Source organism: Kribbella rubisoli, from assembly GCF_004217145.1.
Taxonomy (GTDB): domain Bacteria; phylum Actinomycetota; class Actinomycetes; order Propionibacteriales; family Kribbellaceae; genus Kribbella; species Kribbella rubisoli.
Genome location: NZ_SHKR01000012.1, coordinates 997,383 through 1,013,610 on the forward strand (window position 1 = coordinate 997,383; position 16,228 = coordinate 1,013,610).

At 66.9% G+C, this 16,228-nt stretch carries 13 protein-coding genes; 9 read left to right on the forward strand and 4 right to left on the reverse strand.

The annotated features are described in order from the left end of the window. Positions 1-38 precede the first annotated feature (38 nt). The 3 genes from EV645_RS19015 to EV645_RS42260 form a co-directional block, all read right to left on the reverse strand. A complete protein-coding gene (locus EV645_RS19015; RefSeq protein ID WP_130445219.1) occupies positions 39-815 on the reverse strand; it encodes a hypothetical protein in 777 nt (258 codons plus the stop codon). 208 nt (positions 816-1,023) lie between these two features. Then, positions 1,024-3,153: a bifunctional polysaccharide deacetylase/glycosyltransferase family 2 protein gene (locus EV645_RS19020; protein WP_242000506.1), complete on the reverse strand. Its 2,130-nt coding sequence runs from the start codon at positions 3,151-3,153 to the stop codon at positions 1,024-1,026. Next, positions 3,150-3,611: a hypothetical protein gene (locus EV645_RS42260; protein WP_198681700.1), complete on the reverse strand. Its 462-nt coding sequence runs from the start codon at positions 3,609-3,611 to the stop codon at positions 3,150-3,152. The genes EV645_RS19020 and EV645_RS42260 overlap by 4 nt, the downstream gene beginning before the upstream one ends. Before the next feature lie 253 nt (positions 3,612-3,864). On the opposite strand from EV645_RS42260, the gene EV645_RS19030 reads away from it, so the two are divergent. From EV645_RS19030 to EV645_RS19055, 6 genes are all read left to right on the forward strand, one after another. Continuing rightward, the gene (locus EV645_RS19030) at positions 3,865-6,291 is read left to right on the forward strand and encodes a golvesin C-terminal-like domain-containing protein (RefSeq protein WP_130445222.1); all 2,427 of its coding nucleotides are present in this window, start codon (positions 3,865-3,867) and stop codon (positions 6,289-6,291) included. A gap of 2,027 nt (positions 6,292-8,318) precedes the next feature. Next, positions 8,319-9,653: an ABC transporter substrate-binding protein gene (locus EV645_RS19035; protein WP_130445223.1), complete on the forward strand. Its 1,335-nt coding sequence runs from the start codon at positions 8,319-8,321 to the stop codon at positions 9,651-9,653. Continuing rightward, a complete protein-coding gene (locus tag EV645_RS19040) occupies positions 9,650-10,576 on the forward strand; it encodes a carbohydrate ABC transporter permease (protein WP_130445224.1) in 927 nt (308 codons plus the stop codon). Before EV645_RS19035 ends, EV645_RS19040 begins: the two co-directional genes overlap by 4 nt. Before the next feature lie 4 nt (positions 10,577-10,580). Next, the gene (locus EV645_RS19045) at positions 10,581-11,402 is read left to right on the forward strand and encodes a carbohydrate ABC transporter permease (RefSeq protein ID WP_130445225.1); all 822 of its coding nucleotides are present in this window, start codon (positions 10,581-10,583) and stop codon (positions 11,400-11,402) included. A 39-nt stretch (positions 11,403-11,441) separates the two neighbouring features. Continuing rightward, entirely contained in the window at positions 11,442-12,557 is a 1,116-nt protein-coding gene (locus EV645_RS19050; RefSeq protein WP_130445226.1) for a LacI family DNA-binding transcriptional regulator, read from the forward strand. A gap of 35 nt (positions 12,558-12,592) precedes the next feature. Next, positions 12,593-13,432 carry a carboxylate-amine ligase gene (locus tag EV645_RS19055; RefSeq protein ID WP_422386632.1) on the forward strand — a complete coding sequence of 280 codons (840 nt, stop codon included), beginning with the start codon at positions 12,593-12,595 and terminating at the stop codon, positions 13,430-13,432. A 216-nt stretch (positions 13,433-13,648) separates the two neighbouring features. Here EV645_RS19055 and EV645_RS19060 read toward each other — a convergent pair whose 3' ends face one another. Continuing rightward, complete coding sequence (locus tag EV645_RS19060; protein ID WP_130445228.1) at positions 13,649-14,206, reverse strand: hemerythrin domain-containing protein; 558 nt, start codon at positions 14,204-14,206, stop codon at positions 13,649-13,651. 319 nt (positions 14,207-14,525) lie between these two features. Here EV645_RS19060 and EV645_RS19065 point away from each other — a divergent pair, with 319 nt between their 5' ends. The 3 genes from EV645_RS19065 to EV645_RS19075 are packed head-to-tail and all read left to right on the forward strand — an operon-like array spanning position 14,526 to position 16,223. Continuing rightward, positions 14,526-15,188, forward strand: a complete 663-nt coding sequence (locus tag EV645_RS19065) for a hypothetical protein (protein WP_130445229.1) — start codon at positions 14,526-14,528, stop codon at positions 15,186-15,188. A gap of 1 nt (position 15,189) precedes the next feature. Beyond that, positions 15,190-15,615 (forward strand): phage holin family protein, encoded by a 426-nt coding sequence (locus EV645_RS19070; protein WP_130445230.1) that lies wholly within the window; start codon positions 15,190-15,192, stop codon positions 15,613-15,615. Further along, positions 15,591-16,223 (forward strand): DUF3618 domain-containing protein, encoded by a 633-nt coding sequence (locus EV645_RS19075; RefSeq protein ID WP_130445231.1) that lies wholly within the window; start codon positions 15,591-15,593, stop codon positions 16,221-16,223. The genes EV645_RS19070 and EV645_RS19075 overlap by 25 nt, the downstream gene beginning before the upstream one ends. The last annotated feature ends 5 nt before the right edge of the window (positions 16,224-16,228 follow it).

Here is a 16,228-nt window from a genome sequence, read left to right on the forward strand (position 1 = left end):
AGTACTTTCGCCTTGGTCTTGTGGATTGTCACGGCTGATCAGGTGCCGGACTGGGTTGCGCCGAGGACGTCTTGTGCCTTCTCGACGGCGGTGCTGGTGGCGCCGTCGAGGTCTTCGGGGAGGCCGTTGATCACGGTGACGGCCAGGACGACATCGTCGACGCCGGTGGTGACCATGGTGACCTCGAATCCTTCGAGGGGCCCGGAGGTCGCGGTGAAGCGTACGGCGACGGGGTCGGTGCCGGCTTGAGGTGCGGAGACCGGACGGACGCTGATCGGCGAACTGCCTTCGCCGGGGACCTTCAAGGTCATCGTGCGGCAGGCCGCGACGGCCTGCTTGAACGACTTCTGCAGGGCCCGGACCGCCGCGGGAGACGCCATCGCGTCGATGCTCTCGTCGATGAACGGTCCCTGTGCGCCGCCGGAGTACGACTGGCTCGCGGACGCCTTCGAGCCGGGCGGGTTGTCGGCGTTCGTGTAGGCGACGAGCCTGGCGCAGCGGGAGTCTTTCGACGAGACCGCGACATCGGGGCCGTCGCTGTTGTCGTCCTTCTCGAGGGAGAACCCGGCCGGGAGATCTGCGAGTGCGAGCAGTGCTTTGGTCAAGGTGGCCGCCGTACGTGCGGTCTGGGCAGTTGGAGTCGACGGCGGTACGGCGGTCGGCGTGGTGACCGCCGATGTGGTCATGGTCGGGCTGGGTGTCGACGACGGCGCGCTCGAGGGCGTGGGCGCGCCGGCCTTGGTGCCGGTGGAGCAGGCGGCGAGCGCGAGCAGCACGACGGCGGCGGAGGCGACAGTACGAAAGGGCTTGGCCATGGGAGTCTCCTGGTATGCGGGCATGGGTCGGGCGCTGCCGACCAGACTTCCCGGCACACCAGAAAACCGAACTCTCGCAGGCGACGTCGAGGTACGGCGATCGCCCGCATGGACTACATCGGTACCAGTGCGCGGGGCGTTACAGCGCTGCTGTCATTGAGTTCGACGTCGTCCGGCGGCGCCTGCCGGTACTCGGTCCGATGCCAGCTCAGGACTGGGTGTTGGCGGGCATGTGGAGGCTTCCGTAGCGTTCCATTCGTTGCCAGCGCAGCCGTGAGCCGGCGAGGGCGGTGAAGACGGACTGGATGACGACGAGGTACATGAGCTGGCGGTAGACGAACTGCTGGAGGGGGAGGGTCCACAGCGGGCCGGGCTTTTCGCCGTCGAGTCGGAAGGCGTACAGGCCCATCGCGAACTGCAGGGCCAGGAAGCCGAGCCAGACGAGTCCGACGCGTAGTGGGTCGAGGAAGACAAGGCCGTAGATCGCGAACACGTCGACCACTGGTGCGAGCAGTGGCAGGAGGACCTGGAAGAGCATGAGGTAGGTCAGGCCCCGTCGGCCGAGCTTGCCGGCCTGCCAGCGCTGCACCAGAGCGCCGCGGTGTTTCCACATCGCCTGCAGGGTCCCGTAGCACCAGCGGTACCGCTGCCGCCACAGCGCGCCCAGCGATGCCGGCGCCTCCGTCCACGCGACCGCGCGCTCCTCGTACACGACCAGCCATCCGTCGCGGCACAACGCCATCGTCAGATCGGTGTCCTCGGCAAGAGTCACGTCGCTGAGTCCGCCGATTCGCTCCAGCGCCGTACGCCGGAATCCGCCGACCGCACCGGGAACGGTCGGCATGCACTCGGCCAGGTCGAACAGCCGCCGGTCGAGGTTGAACCCGATGACGTACTCGATGTGCTGCCAGCGGCCCAGCAGGCCGCCCCGGTTGAGGACCTTGGCATTGCCCGACACCGCGCCGACGGCCGGGTCGGCGAACGGCTGCACGAGCATCCGGACCGCATCGGTCTCGAACACGGTGTCGCCGTCGACCATCACGATCAGGTCGAACCGTGCGGCCTGCAGTCCGGTGTTGAGGGCGATCGGTTTGCCGGAGTTCGGCTGCCGGATCACCCGTACGCCGGGGATCCGCAGGGATTCGACCAGGTCCGCCGTACCGTCGGTCGAACCGTCGTCGACCACGATCACCTCGAGCGGGTGGTCCGAGGCGACGAGCGACCGGATCGCGGCCTCGATACCTGCGCTTTCGTTGTATGCCGGGACGATCACGCTGACCGGTTCGGTCACGGATGCTCCCCAGACGCGGCCGCGCATTCGGCGGGCATGGCGTCGCGCGGCGATCAGCGTTGTGATCGCGCGCAGCACGCTGAGCGCGCCGGCGGCGTACAGCAGCCAGGTGAGCACGGTGAGGACGCTGTCGCTGATCCGCATCGCCCAGATGACGGCGAGCCCGCGGCCGCGGTCCAACAGGTTCGCATGGCGAGCTGGGTCCGGGAGGCCGACTGCGTCGCTGACGGTGGCGAACCGGAACCCGCGGGCCTTGAGCCGCGGAATCAGCCTGCTGAGTGCCTCGACGGTCTGGCTGCGGTCGCCGCCGGCGTCGTGCATCAGTAGCACCTGCCCGGCGGTGTTGCGCGGCATGGAGTTGGCGATCACCTGGTTGGTGCCGGGGCGGCGCCAGTCCTGGCTGTCCTGGGTGGTCAGGACGGCCAGGTACCCCGCCTCCCGGACCTGCTGGAGGGCGGCCCAGTCGCGATCGGTCAGTGCTCTCGGCTCGGACGAGTACGGCGGGCGGAGCAACGTCGTACTGACTCCGGTGGCCCCTGCGAGGATGAGCTGGCTCTGCCGGAGCTCGAGGGACCGGCGCCAGCCGGGCGCAGTTGACAGGTTGGCGTGGGTGAAGGTGTGCACCGCGATCTGGTGGCCTTCGGCGACTATCCGGCGGGCCAGCTCGGGGTGCGCGGCGACCGCGGTGCCGACGACGAAGAAGGTCGCGTGCACGTGCTGCGCCTTCAACAGGTCCAGCACCTTCGGCGTCCAGACCGGGTCCGGCCCGTCGTCGAACGTGAGCGCGATCGTCCGGGCTTTCGGTGACACCGACCGTGGTGCGCCGGAGCCGGCGTCGATGACCGGCCCGCCGGTGACGATCTGTCGTGGCACCGACGCGGACCCGCCGGACGGCTGGACCGCACCGTCAGGCTCCGCGCCGAACATGTGGTGCGTGTAGCCGTTCAGCAGCAACATGCTGGACAGGCAGACCAGCAGCATCGTCATGACGATCCAGTGCGTCCGGAGTGGGACCTGCTTGGCGCGACGAGCCGCCGGTCTGCTCACGGTTTGGTCGGCGTCTTCGTCCGACCGGGCGGGGTGGTCGGCTTGTTGCCGTGCGTCGTGGTCGTGGTCGGCACGGTTGTCGTGGTAGTCGTCGTGGTCGGAACGGTCGTCGTCGTGGTGGTTGTGGGTACGACGGTGAGCGGCGGCGGCACCGGAGTCACCGGCGGGACGATCGTCGTGGACCCACCGGTCGTCGGAACCATGGTCGGCGCGGACGTCGGCCCGCCGGTGGGAGCCGTCGTGCCGGTGGTCGATGTCGGCTCCGTCGAGGAACCGTTGGTCGGTCCACCGGTCGATCCGTCACCGGGCGTCGCCGAAGAGCCTCCGGTCGGCTGCGCCGTCTCGGCCGCGACTTCGGCCGGTGGCGCCGTCGGCCGCTGCAGCGGCTTCGTGACCGCCTCGGGAAGTGGGATCAGCGGCGTGTCCAGGCGCGGCCCGCCCAGCAGACTGCTGCTCATCAGAATCAGATAGCCGACCGCGGGAACGGCTAATGCGACGCCGGTACGGCGAATCAGGCGACGGCGGCGCCCGGACGCGTCCACAAAGACGGGCGGCCGGGAAGAGGGCGGCTTCACAATCCGTGGATCGTACACGCTACTCGCCGGTCAGGTGAGACTGTCGCTGAGCTCGCTCTCAGTTTCGCCTTTCCCTTTGTTGCTAAGGGCTTCCTAAGTTTGCAACAAGCTGCAATGGGCTTGCGCCGGAGAGTATTTGAACGATAGAAATCTCCTGCCTTTCGCCGGTGTCGCTCGGGGTGCGCCGGATCCGCCGGCGCAGTCCGAACCGACGTTCGGCAGTTCTGGTACGCAGTGGACGAACTTCACCTACTACGGCTCGGGTGACATCAAGACCTCGACGGACCCGTGGCAGATCACCGCGACCTACGGGTACAACCAGCTGGGCCAGCAGACCGACCGTACGCTGACGGTGCCCGGCGACGACGCCAAACGCACGCAGGCGTGGGGCTACTACCCCGATGGTGCGCTGGCCTCCCGCTCCGACACAGCAGCACAGCAGCCGGTTGACGTCATCGACAACGCCGACACCTGGCAATCCTCCTCAGCGGGCACGTGGACGACTGTCCCGGGTGGCACCAACACCCAGGGTACCGACTACCGCATGCACGCCGCGGCGACCGGCTCATCTGACACGTTCAGTTGGCGTGTGCTGCCCGATGTGGCGGGCTCGTTCGATGTCTACGCCTCCTGCCCGGTTCGGACCGATGCGACCACGGCTGCGACGTACACGATCAACCACTCCGCGGGATCGGCGACCAAGACCGTCGATCAGAAGGCCTGTACCGCAGCGAGTCCGTGGGTGAGCCTCGGCAACTACTCGTTCCCGAACGGCGTCGCGAAGACCATCACCTTGGCGCCGTCGGCAACGGGTGTGGTGTCGGCGGACGCGATCAAGCTGGTCTCGACCAACCCGGTCGACAACCGCTCGTTCACCTACAACTACGACGCCAACGGTCAGCAGACCGAGGTCAAGGACAACAACCCCAACGCCGCCACCGACACCTTCAAGGTCACGGCCGACGGCCTGGCCCGTACCACGAAGGTCGAGGAGCTCAAGGGCACCACGAGCAAGGCGACGACCGACTACACCTACGACCTCGACTCCAACGTGCTCTCGACCAACGCGCAACGGGCAGCGGATGCGAACACGGTCGGCGTGACTCGTTACACCGGCTACACGTGGGATGTCCGCAACCTGGTCGATACGGTGAAGGCCGGCTCCACACCGACGAGCACGGATACCTGGAGCTACACCTACGACGGACGTGGTCTGCAGTCGACGGTCACGGAGCCGAACGGCAACCTGGCAACGTACACGTATCACGAGGACGGTCTGCAGCGGATCCTGTCCAAGAAGACCAGCGGCGGCCAGATCGTTTCGTCGCATTCGCTGGACTACAACCCTGACGGGGATCGTTCGCTGGATGTCGAGAAGGTCCTGCAGGCGAACTCGTCCGCGTACCTGGACCTGGCATCCAGCTACAGCTACACGCCGTCGCGGCAGCTGGCTGCGGTGGTCAAGACCGGTGTGGACAAGGGCGACAGCGAGGCGTACGAGTACGACGCGGCCCGCAACACCACAACAAACCGTCGGCGCGACGGTGTCGACGATGACCTACGACCGCAACCGCCTGACCAAGGCGGTCCCCGGCGGGACGACGCTGAACCAGCGCTACGACCCGTTCGACCGCGTCAGTTCCCAGTCCGAGAAAGTCGGCACCGCGGCCTCGGTCTCCACGCGGTACACGTTCATGGTCTGGCCAACCAGGTCGCGGCCGAGGCGGAGAAGGACACCAGCGGCACTTGGAAGACCTCTAAGTCCTACGCCTACGGCGCCGGCGGCGAGAATCTGTCGCTGGTGGACTCGCCGGTGAGTGGCACGACGTCGAAGAAGTCGTTCTACGGCACGAACCCGCACGGCGATGTCGAAACGTTGACCGATGCGTCGACGGGTACGACGACGTCGACGTACCGCTACACCGCCTACGGTCAACCCGACAAGAAAGGCACCACCGGCGACGACGCCATCAAGGACGACGCCGCCCAGGACGCCGACATCGTCAACCCCTACCGCTTCAACTCCGCCCGCTTCAACGGCGCCACCAGCACCTACGACATGGGCTTCCGCGAGTACAACCTCGGCCTGAACCGGTTCCTCACCCGCGACATGTTCAACGGCGCCTTATCCGGCCTCGGACTGGGATCGGATCCGTGGAACGCGAACCGCTACGTGTTCGGCGGCGGCAACCCCATCAGCCGGGTCGAGCTTAACGGCCATCTGAACGCCACCGATTCCAGCGGTGGAGGTGGTGTGATCGCCGCGTCTCTGGAGATCTGCGGTCCGAAGTGCAGCGCTCAGGTGGTGAGGTTGGACGGCATGTTGTCGGTGGTCAGGTGCCAGTTGTCGGGCATTGGCGTGCCGACGCGTACTGCCGCGGAGAGGTGGGCGACGGCTGCGAGTAGGCCACCGTTGGCCGGGAGGTACAGGGATAGGAACCCTGGTCGCTGGGGTGCGTGTCCGTTGGGGAGGAAGGTGTTTTTGGGTGAAGGGATGAGCAGGGCGTCGACCGCGCGGCGCAGGTCCGACAGTCGGGTTGCGGTCATCGACATCACCGGGTAGTCCCAGCCCCAGGTGGATTGCAGGTCCCAGGTGTCCCAGACTGCGTCGAGGGTGGCGGCCATTGCGGTGGGCTGGATCTGGGGCGATCGCGGAATCCAGCCGTAGGCCATCAGCATCGATGGGTGGTCCTCGCGGATCAGGTACGGCGGTGTCGTAACGGCGGCGTACGTCGTGTCGGGCATGACAAGGGGAGGGCGCATGCGAGAGCTGACTCGGGCCCAGCGATCGGACTCCGGGAGCTTCAGGCGTCGGCGCCATTCGTTCGCGACTCCGAGGGCCCAGCTCCAGTAGGTCAGTTCGAAGGTTGGGTTGGCGGTGGTGGCCCGGGTGGCTAGGTAGCTCTCCTGTGCGGGAACGAGCGGTGGTGGCAGTTCGAAGAGGCCGTTGTGTTCGGCAACGAAGTCGGCCATGAAGTCGGCGGTCGCCTCCACCAGCGAATAGTGCTCGGTGAGAAAGCGGTGCGGTCGGCCTTCGGCGTACAGCAGTTCGAGGAGGTAGATGATGTGGGGCTGCTGCCAGACGATGAAGGCGCCGATGTTGCTCGGTGACTCACGTCCCGACGGGTCGGTCTGCTTGGGCCAACGCGCCCCGCGGTAGCCCTGCTGGCGGGCGGTTGCCTTGGCGGCGTCGAGGGTGTCGTGGTACCAGCCGAGGCTGCGCTCCAGCAGATGGCCGCGTCGCCACAGCGGGAAGTGCGCCGCATGCCACCAATGCATCTCGAGGTGGAACTTGCCCGACCAGCTGTTGTAGGTGAGGCCGGTCTCTTGGGGCGGCGTCGAGCCGGCGCAGTTGACGGCGGTGAGGTATTGGGAGAGCACTGTCCTGCGCTCGAGTTCCAGCGCCCGGTCGTCGGTGCTGCCTTCGAAGCTGACGGCCACTCCGTCGTTCCAGAACGTTGCCCACCAGGAACTCGCACGTTCGAAGACCTCATCAGCGGAGCAGGGGCCGGCGGAGTTGGGGCCAAGGGCAACGACGAGCTCGAGCTCGGACGTTGAGCTGGTGCACACGAGCGAGCCGTCAGCCCGGGCCACCTGGCCGCTGCTGGCGACCGATACGGCGTACGTCGTGGACTCGACGCGGCGCTCGCATTGCCACTGACCGTCGACCTGTCGCCACTGGGCGGACTGTTCGAGCGGGTGCTCGAAGGACGCGAGATCGTCGGGTTGGTCATCGAAGTGCCACGCGACGGCCAGGCCGTCTCGCAGCAGTTCGGATTCGAGGCGGACGGCGAAGCGATCGGCGGTGGGATCTGCTGTCGTGTGTACGACGACCCGCCGGCCGTGCAGTTCGTACTCGGCCCGGACGGTGCCCGTCCAGAGATCGAGTTCCGTCCGAGCATCGCGCAGTTGGGACGGATCGGAGACGCCGACGAGTGCGAGCCGGCCGAGGTGGAGCCGCCGCGGGTTGAAGTGCAGCCAGGCGCCGGCCTCGAGCTCTGGTGGGATGTCGTCGCCGGCGCGCTGGAGTCCCATGCGATCTGGGTACGGCGCCTTGCCGCGGTCTGTGGAGTACCAGGTGAATGTCTCGTCCAGTTGGTACGTACGGCGGCCGCGCGTGCGGTACCACCCCCAGCTGGACTGGATTCGCAGCGGGATCTGGTAGTCGTCCTTCGCGAATGGCCGCTGTTCCTGTGGCGGCAGGCCGTCGGCACCGTCGCTGACCACTCGCCGTGGGTCCGGCCGGAGTTCGTGAAATTCCGGGAAGGTCTGCAGTCCGGACAGGTCGACCGTCATCGCGATGTCGCCGTTGCCAACGGTCAGGGTGTCGGCCGGATGCGGTCGGGTGAAGACCGGATTGTGGCGCGTGATCAGGGTGCGTCGATCGATGCTCATCAGCTGCCTTCGTGGGGTTCCGCCGCACGGTAGCCAGCGCTGCGAAGCAGCGTCAACCCGTTGACACGGCATGCTGTTACCGGTATCAATTGTTACCGGTAACAGTCCGTTTGGCCAGGGGCCGCGGGCTCGACGGGGGACAGCCCGCGGTCTCGATCGCCGGGATCGCGTCATTCCCGAAGAGAGGTTCTTGTCATGTCGCAATCGACCCGGGGGACGCTCGGCCGTCCCCACTCCCTGACCAGGCGCCGGTTCCTCGGCTACAGCGCCGCCGCGGTCTCGGCCACGTCGCTGCTGGCCGGCTGTGGTCCTGACAGCAGCAAGACCGGGTCGGCGTCGACCGAGTTGACGTTCATGAACCAGTCACGCGGCCAGAAGGACGCGCTGGCCAAGCTGGTGAAGAGCTACCAAGAGCAGACCGGTGTACGAGTCACGGTCGACAACGTCGGCCCGGTCGACTTCCCGACGAAGCTGCAGTCGAAGTCGCAGTCGGGTGACATGCCGGACATCTACTCGGCGCTGCTGGTCGCCGACATGATTCCGTACTACAAGGCCGGCTGGGCCCTCGATCTGTCGTCGGAGCTGAAGGGCGACTGGAAGAAGAACTTCGCTTCGACCGCCCTGGAGTTGGCCACGATCCCGGAGGGCAACGCGAGCGGTGTCAAGCCCGGTATCTACTCCGCGCACTGGGAGATTCAGCTGTGGGGCCTGCTCCGCAACACGACGGCGTACAAGGACGCCGGAGTCGATCCGGGCAAGGACCTCGCGACGACCAAGGACTGGGTCGACCAACTCACGGCGATCTCCAAGCACAGCGGAAACGGGGCCTTCCTGGTGGCCGCCTCGCTGACGCCGTACCTGCTGCAGACGTTCGCCGCGAACTGGCTGACCGATGCCGAGATCACGGCGACCTTCGCGGGGACGGCGCCGTGGACCGCGGACGGCTGGCGCAAGGCATTGCAGGCGATCGGCGACCTGGTCGAGGCCGGTGTGATCGTCAACAAGGCGATCCCGGGTGGCAACGACGACAACCCGAACGTCGAGAAGTCGTTCTTCAACGTGCAGGACGCCGCGTCGATCTTCGACGCGTCGGTCGCGGTCGGTGTCGGGCGGGCGACGGCGCCGGACTTCACCGACTACACCTCGGCCGCCGTCCCCGCGACGCCGGACGCGACCCAGAAGCCGCGGGCGGTCGGCAACATCGGCAAGGGTGCGTGCATCAACCCGAAGGGGAAGAACGTCGACGCCGCGGTCGCGTTCGTGAAGTGGCTGACCGAGCCCGACCAGGCGAAGGTGTTCGCAGACATGGTCGGTCTGGTACCTGCCAACCCGGCGCTGAAGTCGGACGACCTCGCTCCACAGTCCAGTGGCCTCGCCGCGCAGTTGAACAACATTCAGGTCATCCGGACGCCCTTCAGTTCCGACACGCGTGCAGTGATCGGTAGCGGCGTACAGGCCCTGGCGCTGAAGGAGAAGACCGTCGACCAGATCCTGGCCGAGGTCCAAACCGCACAGAAGAAGAGCAAGTGACCACGACGACCCTCAGCAGGCGCCTGGCCGGCGCTCGGACTCGACGGCGGCCTGGCGCCTGGCGCAAGCATGCGATGGCCTATGCGTTCCTGCTGCCGGCGCTGGCACTGCTCGCCGTGTTCACTTTCGTCCCCTTCGGCCAGGCGATCCTGCTGAGTTTCCAGGAGTGGGACGGCGTCAGCCCGAGTACGCCGTTCGTCGGACTCGCGAACTACGCGCGAGTCCTGCACGACTCGATCTTCTGGGAGTCCATGAAGATCGTGGTCGTCTTCGGCCTGGCCGGGTTCTTCGTCGGCAACGGGATCTCACTGTGCATGGCGCTGGCCGTCCACCGGATTCGCCGCGGTAAGGCGTTGTTCCGTACGGCGTTCTACCTGCCCGGCGTGTTCTCGGTGGTAGTCGTCGGAATGATGTTCTCGTGGCTGCTGGCGCCGAAGGTCGGCATCCTCAACCGCCTCCTGGATGTGGTCGGCCTGTCGGCGCTGCAGCACAACTGGCTGAACGATCCGGCCACAGCGTTGCCGGCGGTAGCAGCTGTCTTCATCTGGTTCCACTGGGGATTCGGTTTCATCCTGTTCCTCGCCGGTTTACAGGACATGCCTGCCGAGCTCTACGAGGCGGCGAGCCTCGACGGTGCGCGGGCCTGGGCGAAGTTCCGCTACATCACCTGGCCGGAGCTTGCGCCGGTCACCACGATCGTGTCGCTGCTCACGCTGTTGGCGGCGCTGCAGATCTTCGGCACGGTCCAGGTGCTGACCAACGGCGGACCGGCGTACCACACGATTGTGCCGACGCTGCGCATCTACGAAGAGGCATTCACGAACCACCGCTTCGGTGCGGCCGCGGCGATGTCGGTCATCTTCGGCGGCGCGCTCGTGCTCTTGGCGGGTCTTCAGCTCCGGCTGTCGCGCAGGAAGCGGTGACCCGATGGATCGACGACGTGGGGCGGCGGTGCTGTACGTACCGCTGGTTCTGGCCGCGCTGGCCGCGCTGTTCCCGATCTTCTGGCTGCTCGCCGGGTCCTTGCAGACGACTCAGAAGCTGTACAAGGGCAGCGAGCTGATCCCTCGGAAGCCGCAATGGTCGAACTACGTGCAGGCGTGGGTCGACGGCCGGCTGGGTGTCTATCTGCCCAACAGTCTGCTGTACACGGTCTGCGCGGTGGTCGGGATTCTCCTGGTGTCGAGCATGGCCGGGTACGCGTTGGCCCGGATCGAGTTCCGCGGACGATCCGGTGTGATGTTCGTGATCCTCGCGGTGCTGATCATCCCGGCGCCGGCCTCGTTCATCGCGCAGTACAAGCTGATGCTCTCCTTCGGCCTCACCAACAGCCGGCTCGGCTATGTCCTGGTGCTGATCACCGCGGGTATCCCGATGGCGACGTTGATCATGCGTGGGTTCTTCGCGAACCTGCCCAAGGATCTCGAGGAAGCAGCTGCCATCGACGGATGTACGCCGTTCAGCGCGTTCGCGCGGGTGATTCTGCCGCTGGCGCGGCCGGGCCTGATCGCGGTCGCGGTGATCCAGGGCCTCAACGTGTGGAACGAGTACCTCCTGGCGCTCGTCCTGTTCGACGACGACGACCTGATGCCGGTGCAGCGGGGCCTGATGAACTTCGTGTCTTCCGAGACCCCACTCCAGAACATCCTGCTGGCCGCCACGGCCATCTCGGCGTTGCCGGTGATCGTGTTCTACGTCCTGGCTCAGCGTCAGGTCGTCCAAGGGATGAGCAGTGGAGCCCTCAAGTGACTAGTAACCTTCGAGCAATACGAGTCGAGGAGTGCTCTGTTGAGCGATCGTTCGCCCGCTGACGCGGACCCGGCTGACGCCACGCCTGCCGGCCACGCCGCTGTGCCATCGCCGCGTCCGACCTTGACCGATGTCGCGCGGCTGGCGCGTGTCTCCCGGCAGACCGCGTCCCGCGTCGCGCGCGGAGGCGATCAGGTCAACCCGCGTACGGCGGCCCGGGTCAGGCGGGCGATCAACACGCTTGGCTACCGGCCGGATCCGATCGCCCGGGCGCTGTCGACGGGCCGGGGCAGGGTGCTCGGTCTGCTGACCCACCAACTGACCAACCGGCCGACGAGCATCGGTGCGATGTCGATCATCTCCGGCGTCGAGCAGGCGGCGACCGAGCTCGGATACAGCGTGAGCATCGCCAGTTTCGCGACCTTCGAACCGGCCGCGGTGCAGGAGGGGATCGACCGGCTGGCGATGGCCCGATGCGACGGCGTGATCTTCATGGCGCCCTGGGTCTCCGGTGCCGAGACGATCATGGCGATCGATCGAACCATGCCGATGGTGACGACCAGCACGGTGCCCGGGTACGACGGTCCCGCGGTGCACGCCGACATGGTCAGGTCCAGCGAGGAGGTGGTCGAGCATCTCCTCGGGCTCGGGCACACAACGGTGCACCACGTGGCCGGGCCCGCCGACTGGAGCGCGAGCCGTTTCCGTGCGTTGGGGTGGGAGCAGGCGTTACGCCGGGCCGGATGTGCCGTCGTACCGCCGATCACCGGCGACTGGACGGCACGTTCGGGCTACCTTGCCGGCCTGGAGCTGGCCAATGACCCGTCGGTCACGGCGGTCTTCGCGTCGAACGACGAGACCGCACTCGGCCTGATGTACGCCCTCACCGAACGCGGACTGCGCGTCCCCGAGGACGTCAGCGTCGTCGGGTACGACGACGCGCCGGGGTCCGACTACTTCCGTCCTGCACTCACGACCGTGCGGGTCGACGGCTACGAACACGGCCGAACAGCCGTGGCGCACCTGATCGCTCAACTCGGCGGTGAGTCGCCTGAGTCAACGGTGATCGTGCCCCACGAATTGGTGATCCGCCGCAGCACCGCAAAACCGCAACGCAGGCGGCGGTCGCGCACGGCAGCATCGAAGCCCTCCTGAGCCCGGATCCGCGGATCCAGGAGCCGACGGACGCGATCGTGAAGGTCACGTCGAATGGGATCTGTGGGTCGGACCTGCATTTGTACGAGGTGATGGGCCCGTTCCTGGACACCGGTGACGTGCTCGGTCATGAGGTGATCGGAGTCGTACAGGAGACCGGGGCCGAGGTGGGCGGACTGCAGGCGGGCGATCGGGTCGTGGTGCCGTTTCAGATCGCGTGTGGGTCGTGCTTCATGTGTGTGCAGGGCTTGCAGACGCAACTGCCGGAGCTGGCTGCACTCGCTGCGGCCGCGCCATTCGCCGCGGGGCGAGATACCGGGCTCTGCTCAGTGCGACCGGTGATCGCCTCGCAGCTGCCCCGCCAAGGAGTGCCGCCGATCATCTCATCCTGGGAGCAGTACGCCGACGACCTCGCCTGGGCTGTCCGGGGAGGTGCCATGGCGGACGCGTCGGAGTGGTGGTGGGAGCTGCGACCGCACGTCCGTTACGGCACGCTCGAGCTGCGAGTCCTCGACGTACAGGCAACCGTGGATCAGACCAGCGCGATCGCGCGGTTCGTGCACGCGCTTGGCGCCGGACTCGCCGACCTGCATCACTGCGGCGACCTTCAGCCGCCGGCGCCTGCCTGGAGGATCGCGGAGAACCGATGGTCCGCACTCCGCGACGGCGTCGGGGGAGAGCTCCTCGATCTGCGGACCGGCGACGCCAGCCCCACCCGGAGTCGACTTCACGACCTTGTCGACCTCGCCGAGCCCAACGCTCGGGGCGGTCTGGACGACGTACGAGCCATGGTCGAACATCCTCCGGTCGACGAACTCCGCGCCCTCGGCCCGTATCGCGTCGTCCCGTGGCTTGCAGAGGTCTTCACCGGATGAAGTTTCTGACCGTGTTCAGCCGGCTTCGTTCCGGGGCTTCGCGCCGGACCCAACCCCGGGTGCCAGGACGAGACCCGGCTTTCGAGCTTGGCTGCACTCGGCCTGGCCGTGTGCCGTCCGGCGCGAAGCGCTTTGTACTGCCCGTTCGCGGGCAGTTGGTCTATCAGTCGTTGCCCGTGCGGACCGGCAGACATGACCGACCCTCTCGGGCTGCTGTCAGAGGTCCGCCTCGTCCTGCACCTTCTGCTGCAGCTCGTCCTTGCTCAGGCCGGACGCCCCCTTGATGCCGGCGTTGCTCGCCTGCTGGGCGAGCTGGTCGCGGGTGATGTCGCCTGGTTGTTCGCCGAGGTGTTGTGTGCGGCTGGCAATAAAGGCTTCGCCGAGTTGGGTACGGCGTTCGTCCGACAGGTTGGATCGCATTCCGGGCAGGACCTTGGTCTCTTCCTCTTCGACGTGATGGGACACCGCGTCGATCAAGTTCTGCAGGGCCTTGTCGAACTCGCCCGAGGACGGATCGGTCTTGGCGAGCTTCGCGAGCAGCTGGTCGGCCTCGATGTGCTCCTGCTGGCTGTGCGAGACCTCTTCTTTCTCTCCGGCTTCGGCTGCGGCGACCGGATACACCTCTGCTTCCTCGGCACGACTGTGCGCGGTCAGCAAGGTGGTCAGGACCGGGAGCAGGTTCGGGCGCTTCTCCGGATTCTCCTTGAGTTCGTCGAACAGCCGCTCGACCTCACGGTGGTCCTGCATGATCAGATCAACAACATCGCCGGGCATCTCGATCGTCCTCTCGCACTGTGTGGTGCCCTGCCAGTACCCGGCTCGCATGCATCGCCGTACCAGAGCATCGCGGTGCGAGGGCCGATTCCCCTGCAGAGCAAGAGATTGTCGTGTTTGCCTGCGGGTACCGGTCGGCTGATCTCGATGGTGGTACGACAGTGTGCCATTTCGGTAAGTCCTTGTTGCGAGGCAGAAATGCTACGCCTGCCGGCCTGATCAGGCCGCGCACCGCCATCTTCGTTGCATTCGTTGTCGTACGGCGGATGATGCGCGGTGCCTCGTGACGTCAGTCAATGCTCCTGGAAGGAGCCGTCACATGTCGCCAACGACAAATCATCGGATGAGTGCGGAGAGCCCACCGGCCGAAGGCGTGGCCGGGACCGCCCGGGACCAAGCTGGGCAGCTGAAGGAAACGTCGGCCGACGCCGCTCGCGAGGTCGCGGGCACGGTCAAGGAGAAGGTGTCGGACGTGACGTCGGATGTCCGTGCGGAGACGCGGCGTCTGGCGAGTCAGACTCGGCAAGAGCTCGTCGGGCAGGCGAGTCAGCAGAAGGACCGTGCCGCCACCGGCCTTCGCTCGGTGAGCGACGAGCTGCGGGGTATGGCCGAACACGGCCAATCGGGTCTGGGTGCTCAACTCGCACGGCACGGCGCCGAGTTCACCGATCAAGCTGCGGATTTCCTGCAGCAGCACGAACCTGCCGACCTGCTGGACGAGGTCCGCGGGTATGCGCGACGCAAGCCAGGCACGTTCCTGCTGATCGCGGCCGCAGCGGGGGTCGTCGCCGGACGCCTCACGCGTGCGCTGGCATCCGGCGGCACCGATGCCTCCGACAAGACCGTGACGCCGATCAATACCGGTCTGCCCAGCGGCAACGGTTTGCCCGAGACGGGCGCCGACGACTACCTGGTCCCACCGCCCGCGGCGCCCATGGGTACGCCGGTCACGCCCCCGCGCGAGCCGGGAACGGAGTGGTGAGATGACTGTCGACGGCTCACCACCCGGCAGCAGTCCGCAGCGGTTGTCGATGGACGAGTCGGTCGGTCAGCTGGTCTCCCAGCTGACCACCGATCTGGGTCAACTGACGCGCCAGGAGCTCGCGCTGGCGAAGGCGGAGCTCCAGACGGAAGCGAAGAAGGCCGGAAAGGGCGCCGGCATGCTCGGCGGCGCGGCGTTCGCGGGCTGGATGGTCGCCCTGTTCGTCTCCTTGACGGTGATGTGGGCTCTCGATGAGGCCATGGATCTGATCTGGGCAGCGCTGATCGTCGCGGCCATCTGGGCGATCGTGGCCGTCGTACTCGCGATGTCGGGACGCAAGGAGCTGCAAGAGGTCAACCCGAAACCCGACCAGACGGTCGAATCACTCAAGGAGGACGCGAAATGGCTGAAGACCCGGAAGAGCTGAAGCGCAACATCGAGCAGACGCGGCGCGATGTCGGCCGCGACGTCGACGCATTGACAGAGAAGGTCAGCCCGGGTCGCGTCGTCGGCCGGCGGGTCGACCGGGCCCGCGGCGGCGTCCATCGGTTGAAGGAGCACGTGATGGGCTCGGCTGGGTCGATGGGCGGATCCGTGAGCGATACGGCCGGTTCGGCTGTGTCGACCGTGCAGGACGCGGGCAGCAAGGTCGGTGACGCTGTTGGTTCAGCACCGGACATGGCCCGGGCACGGACACGCGGTACGCCGCTGGCCGCTGGCCTGATCGCGTTCGCGGCAGGGTGGGTGGTTGCCGCGGCGCTGCCTGCGTCGGCGCAGGAGCGCGAGCTCGCCCAGGACACCAAGGACAAGGCGATGGAGGCCGCTGGTCCGGTGAAGGAACAAGCCGCACAGATTGCCCAGGAGATGAAGGACAACCTCCAGGAGCCGGCGCAACAGGCTGTCGAGAACGTCAAGCAGTCCGCGTCCGAGGCAGCAACCGAGGTGGCGGACGAGGGACGGTCCGCGGCTCACGAGGTTGCGGACAACGCGAAGGACTCGGCCGACAACGTCCGGCAGGCGGGTTCCTCGAGCTGATGAGC

Coding starts and splice junctions, on each gene's coding strand:
- EV645_RS19015 (WP_130445219.1), bottom strand. CDS start 815: ATGGCCAAGCCCTTTCGTACTGTCGCCTCCGCCGCCGTCGTGCTGCTC.
- EV645_RS42260 (WP_198681700.1), bottom strand. CDS start 3,611: ATGAGCAGCAGTCTGCTGGGCGGGCCGCGCCTGGACACGCCGCTGATC.
- EV645_RS19035 (WP_130445223.1), top strand. CDS start 8,319: ATGTCGCAATCGACCCGGGGGACGCTCGGCCGTCCCCACTCCCTGACC.
- EV645_RS19045 (WP_130445225.1), top strand. CDS start 10,581: ATGGATCGACGACGTGGGGCGGCGGTGCTGTACGTACCGCTGGTTCTG.
- EV645_RS19060 (WP_130445228.1), bottom strand. CDS start 14,206: ATGCCCGGCGATGTTGTTGATCTGATCATGCAGGACCACCGTGAGGTC.
- EV645_RS19065 (WP_130445229.1), top strand. CDS start 14,526: ATGTCGCCAACGACAAATCATCGGATGAGTGCGGAGAGCCCACCGGCC.
- EV645_RS19070 (WP_130445230.1), top strand. CDS start 15,190: ATGACTGTCGACGGCTCACCACCCGGCAGCAGTCCGCAGCGGTTGTCG.
- EV645_RS19075 (WP_130445231.1), top strand. CDS start 15,591: ATGGCTGAAGACCCGGAAGAGCTGAAGCGCAACATCGAGCAGACGCGG.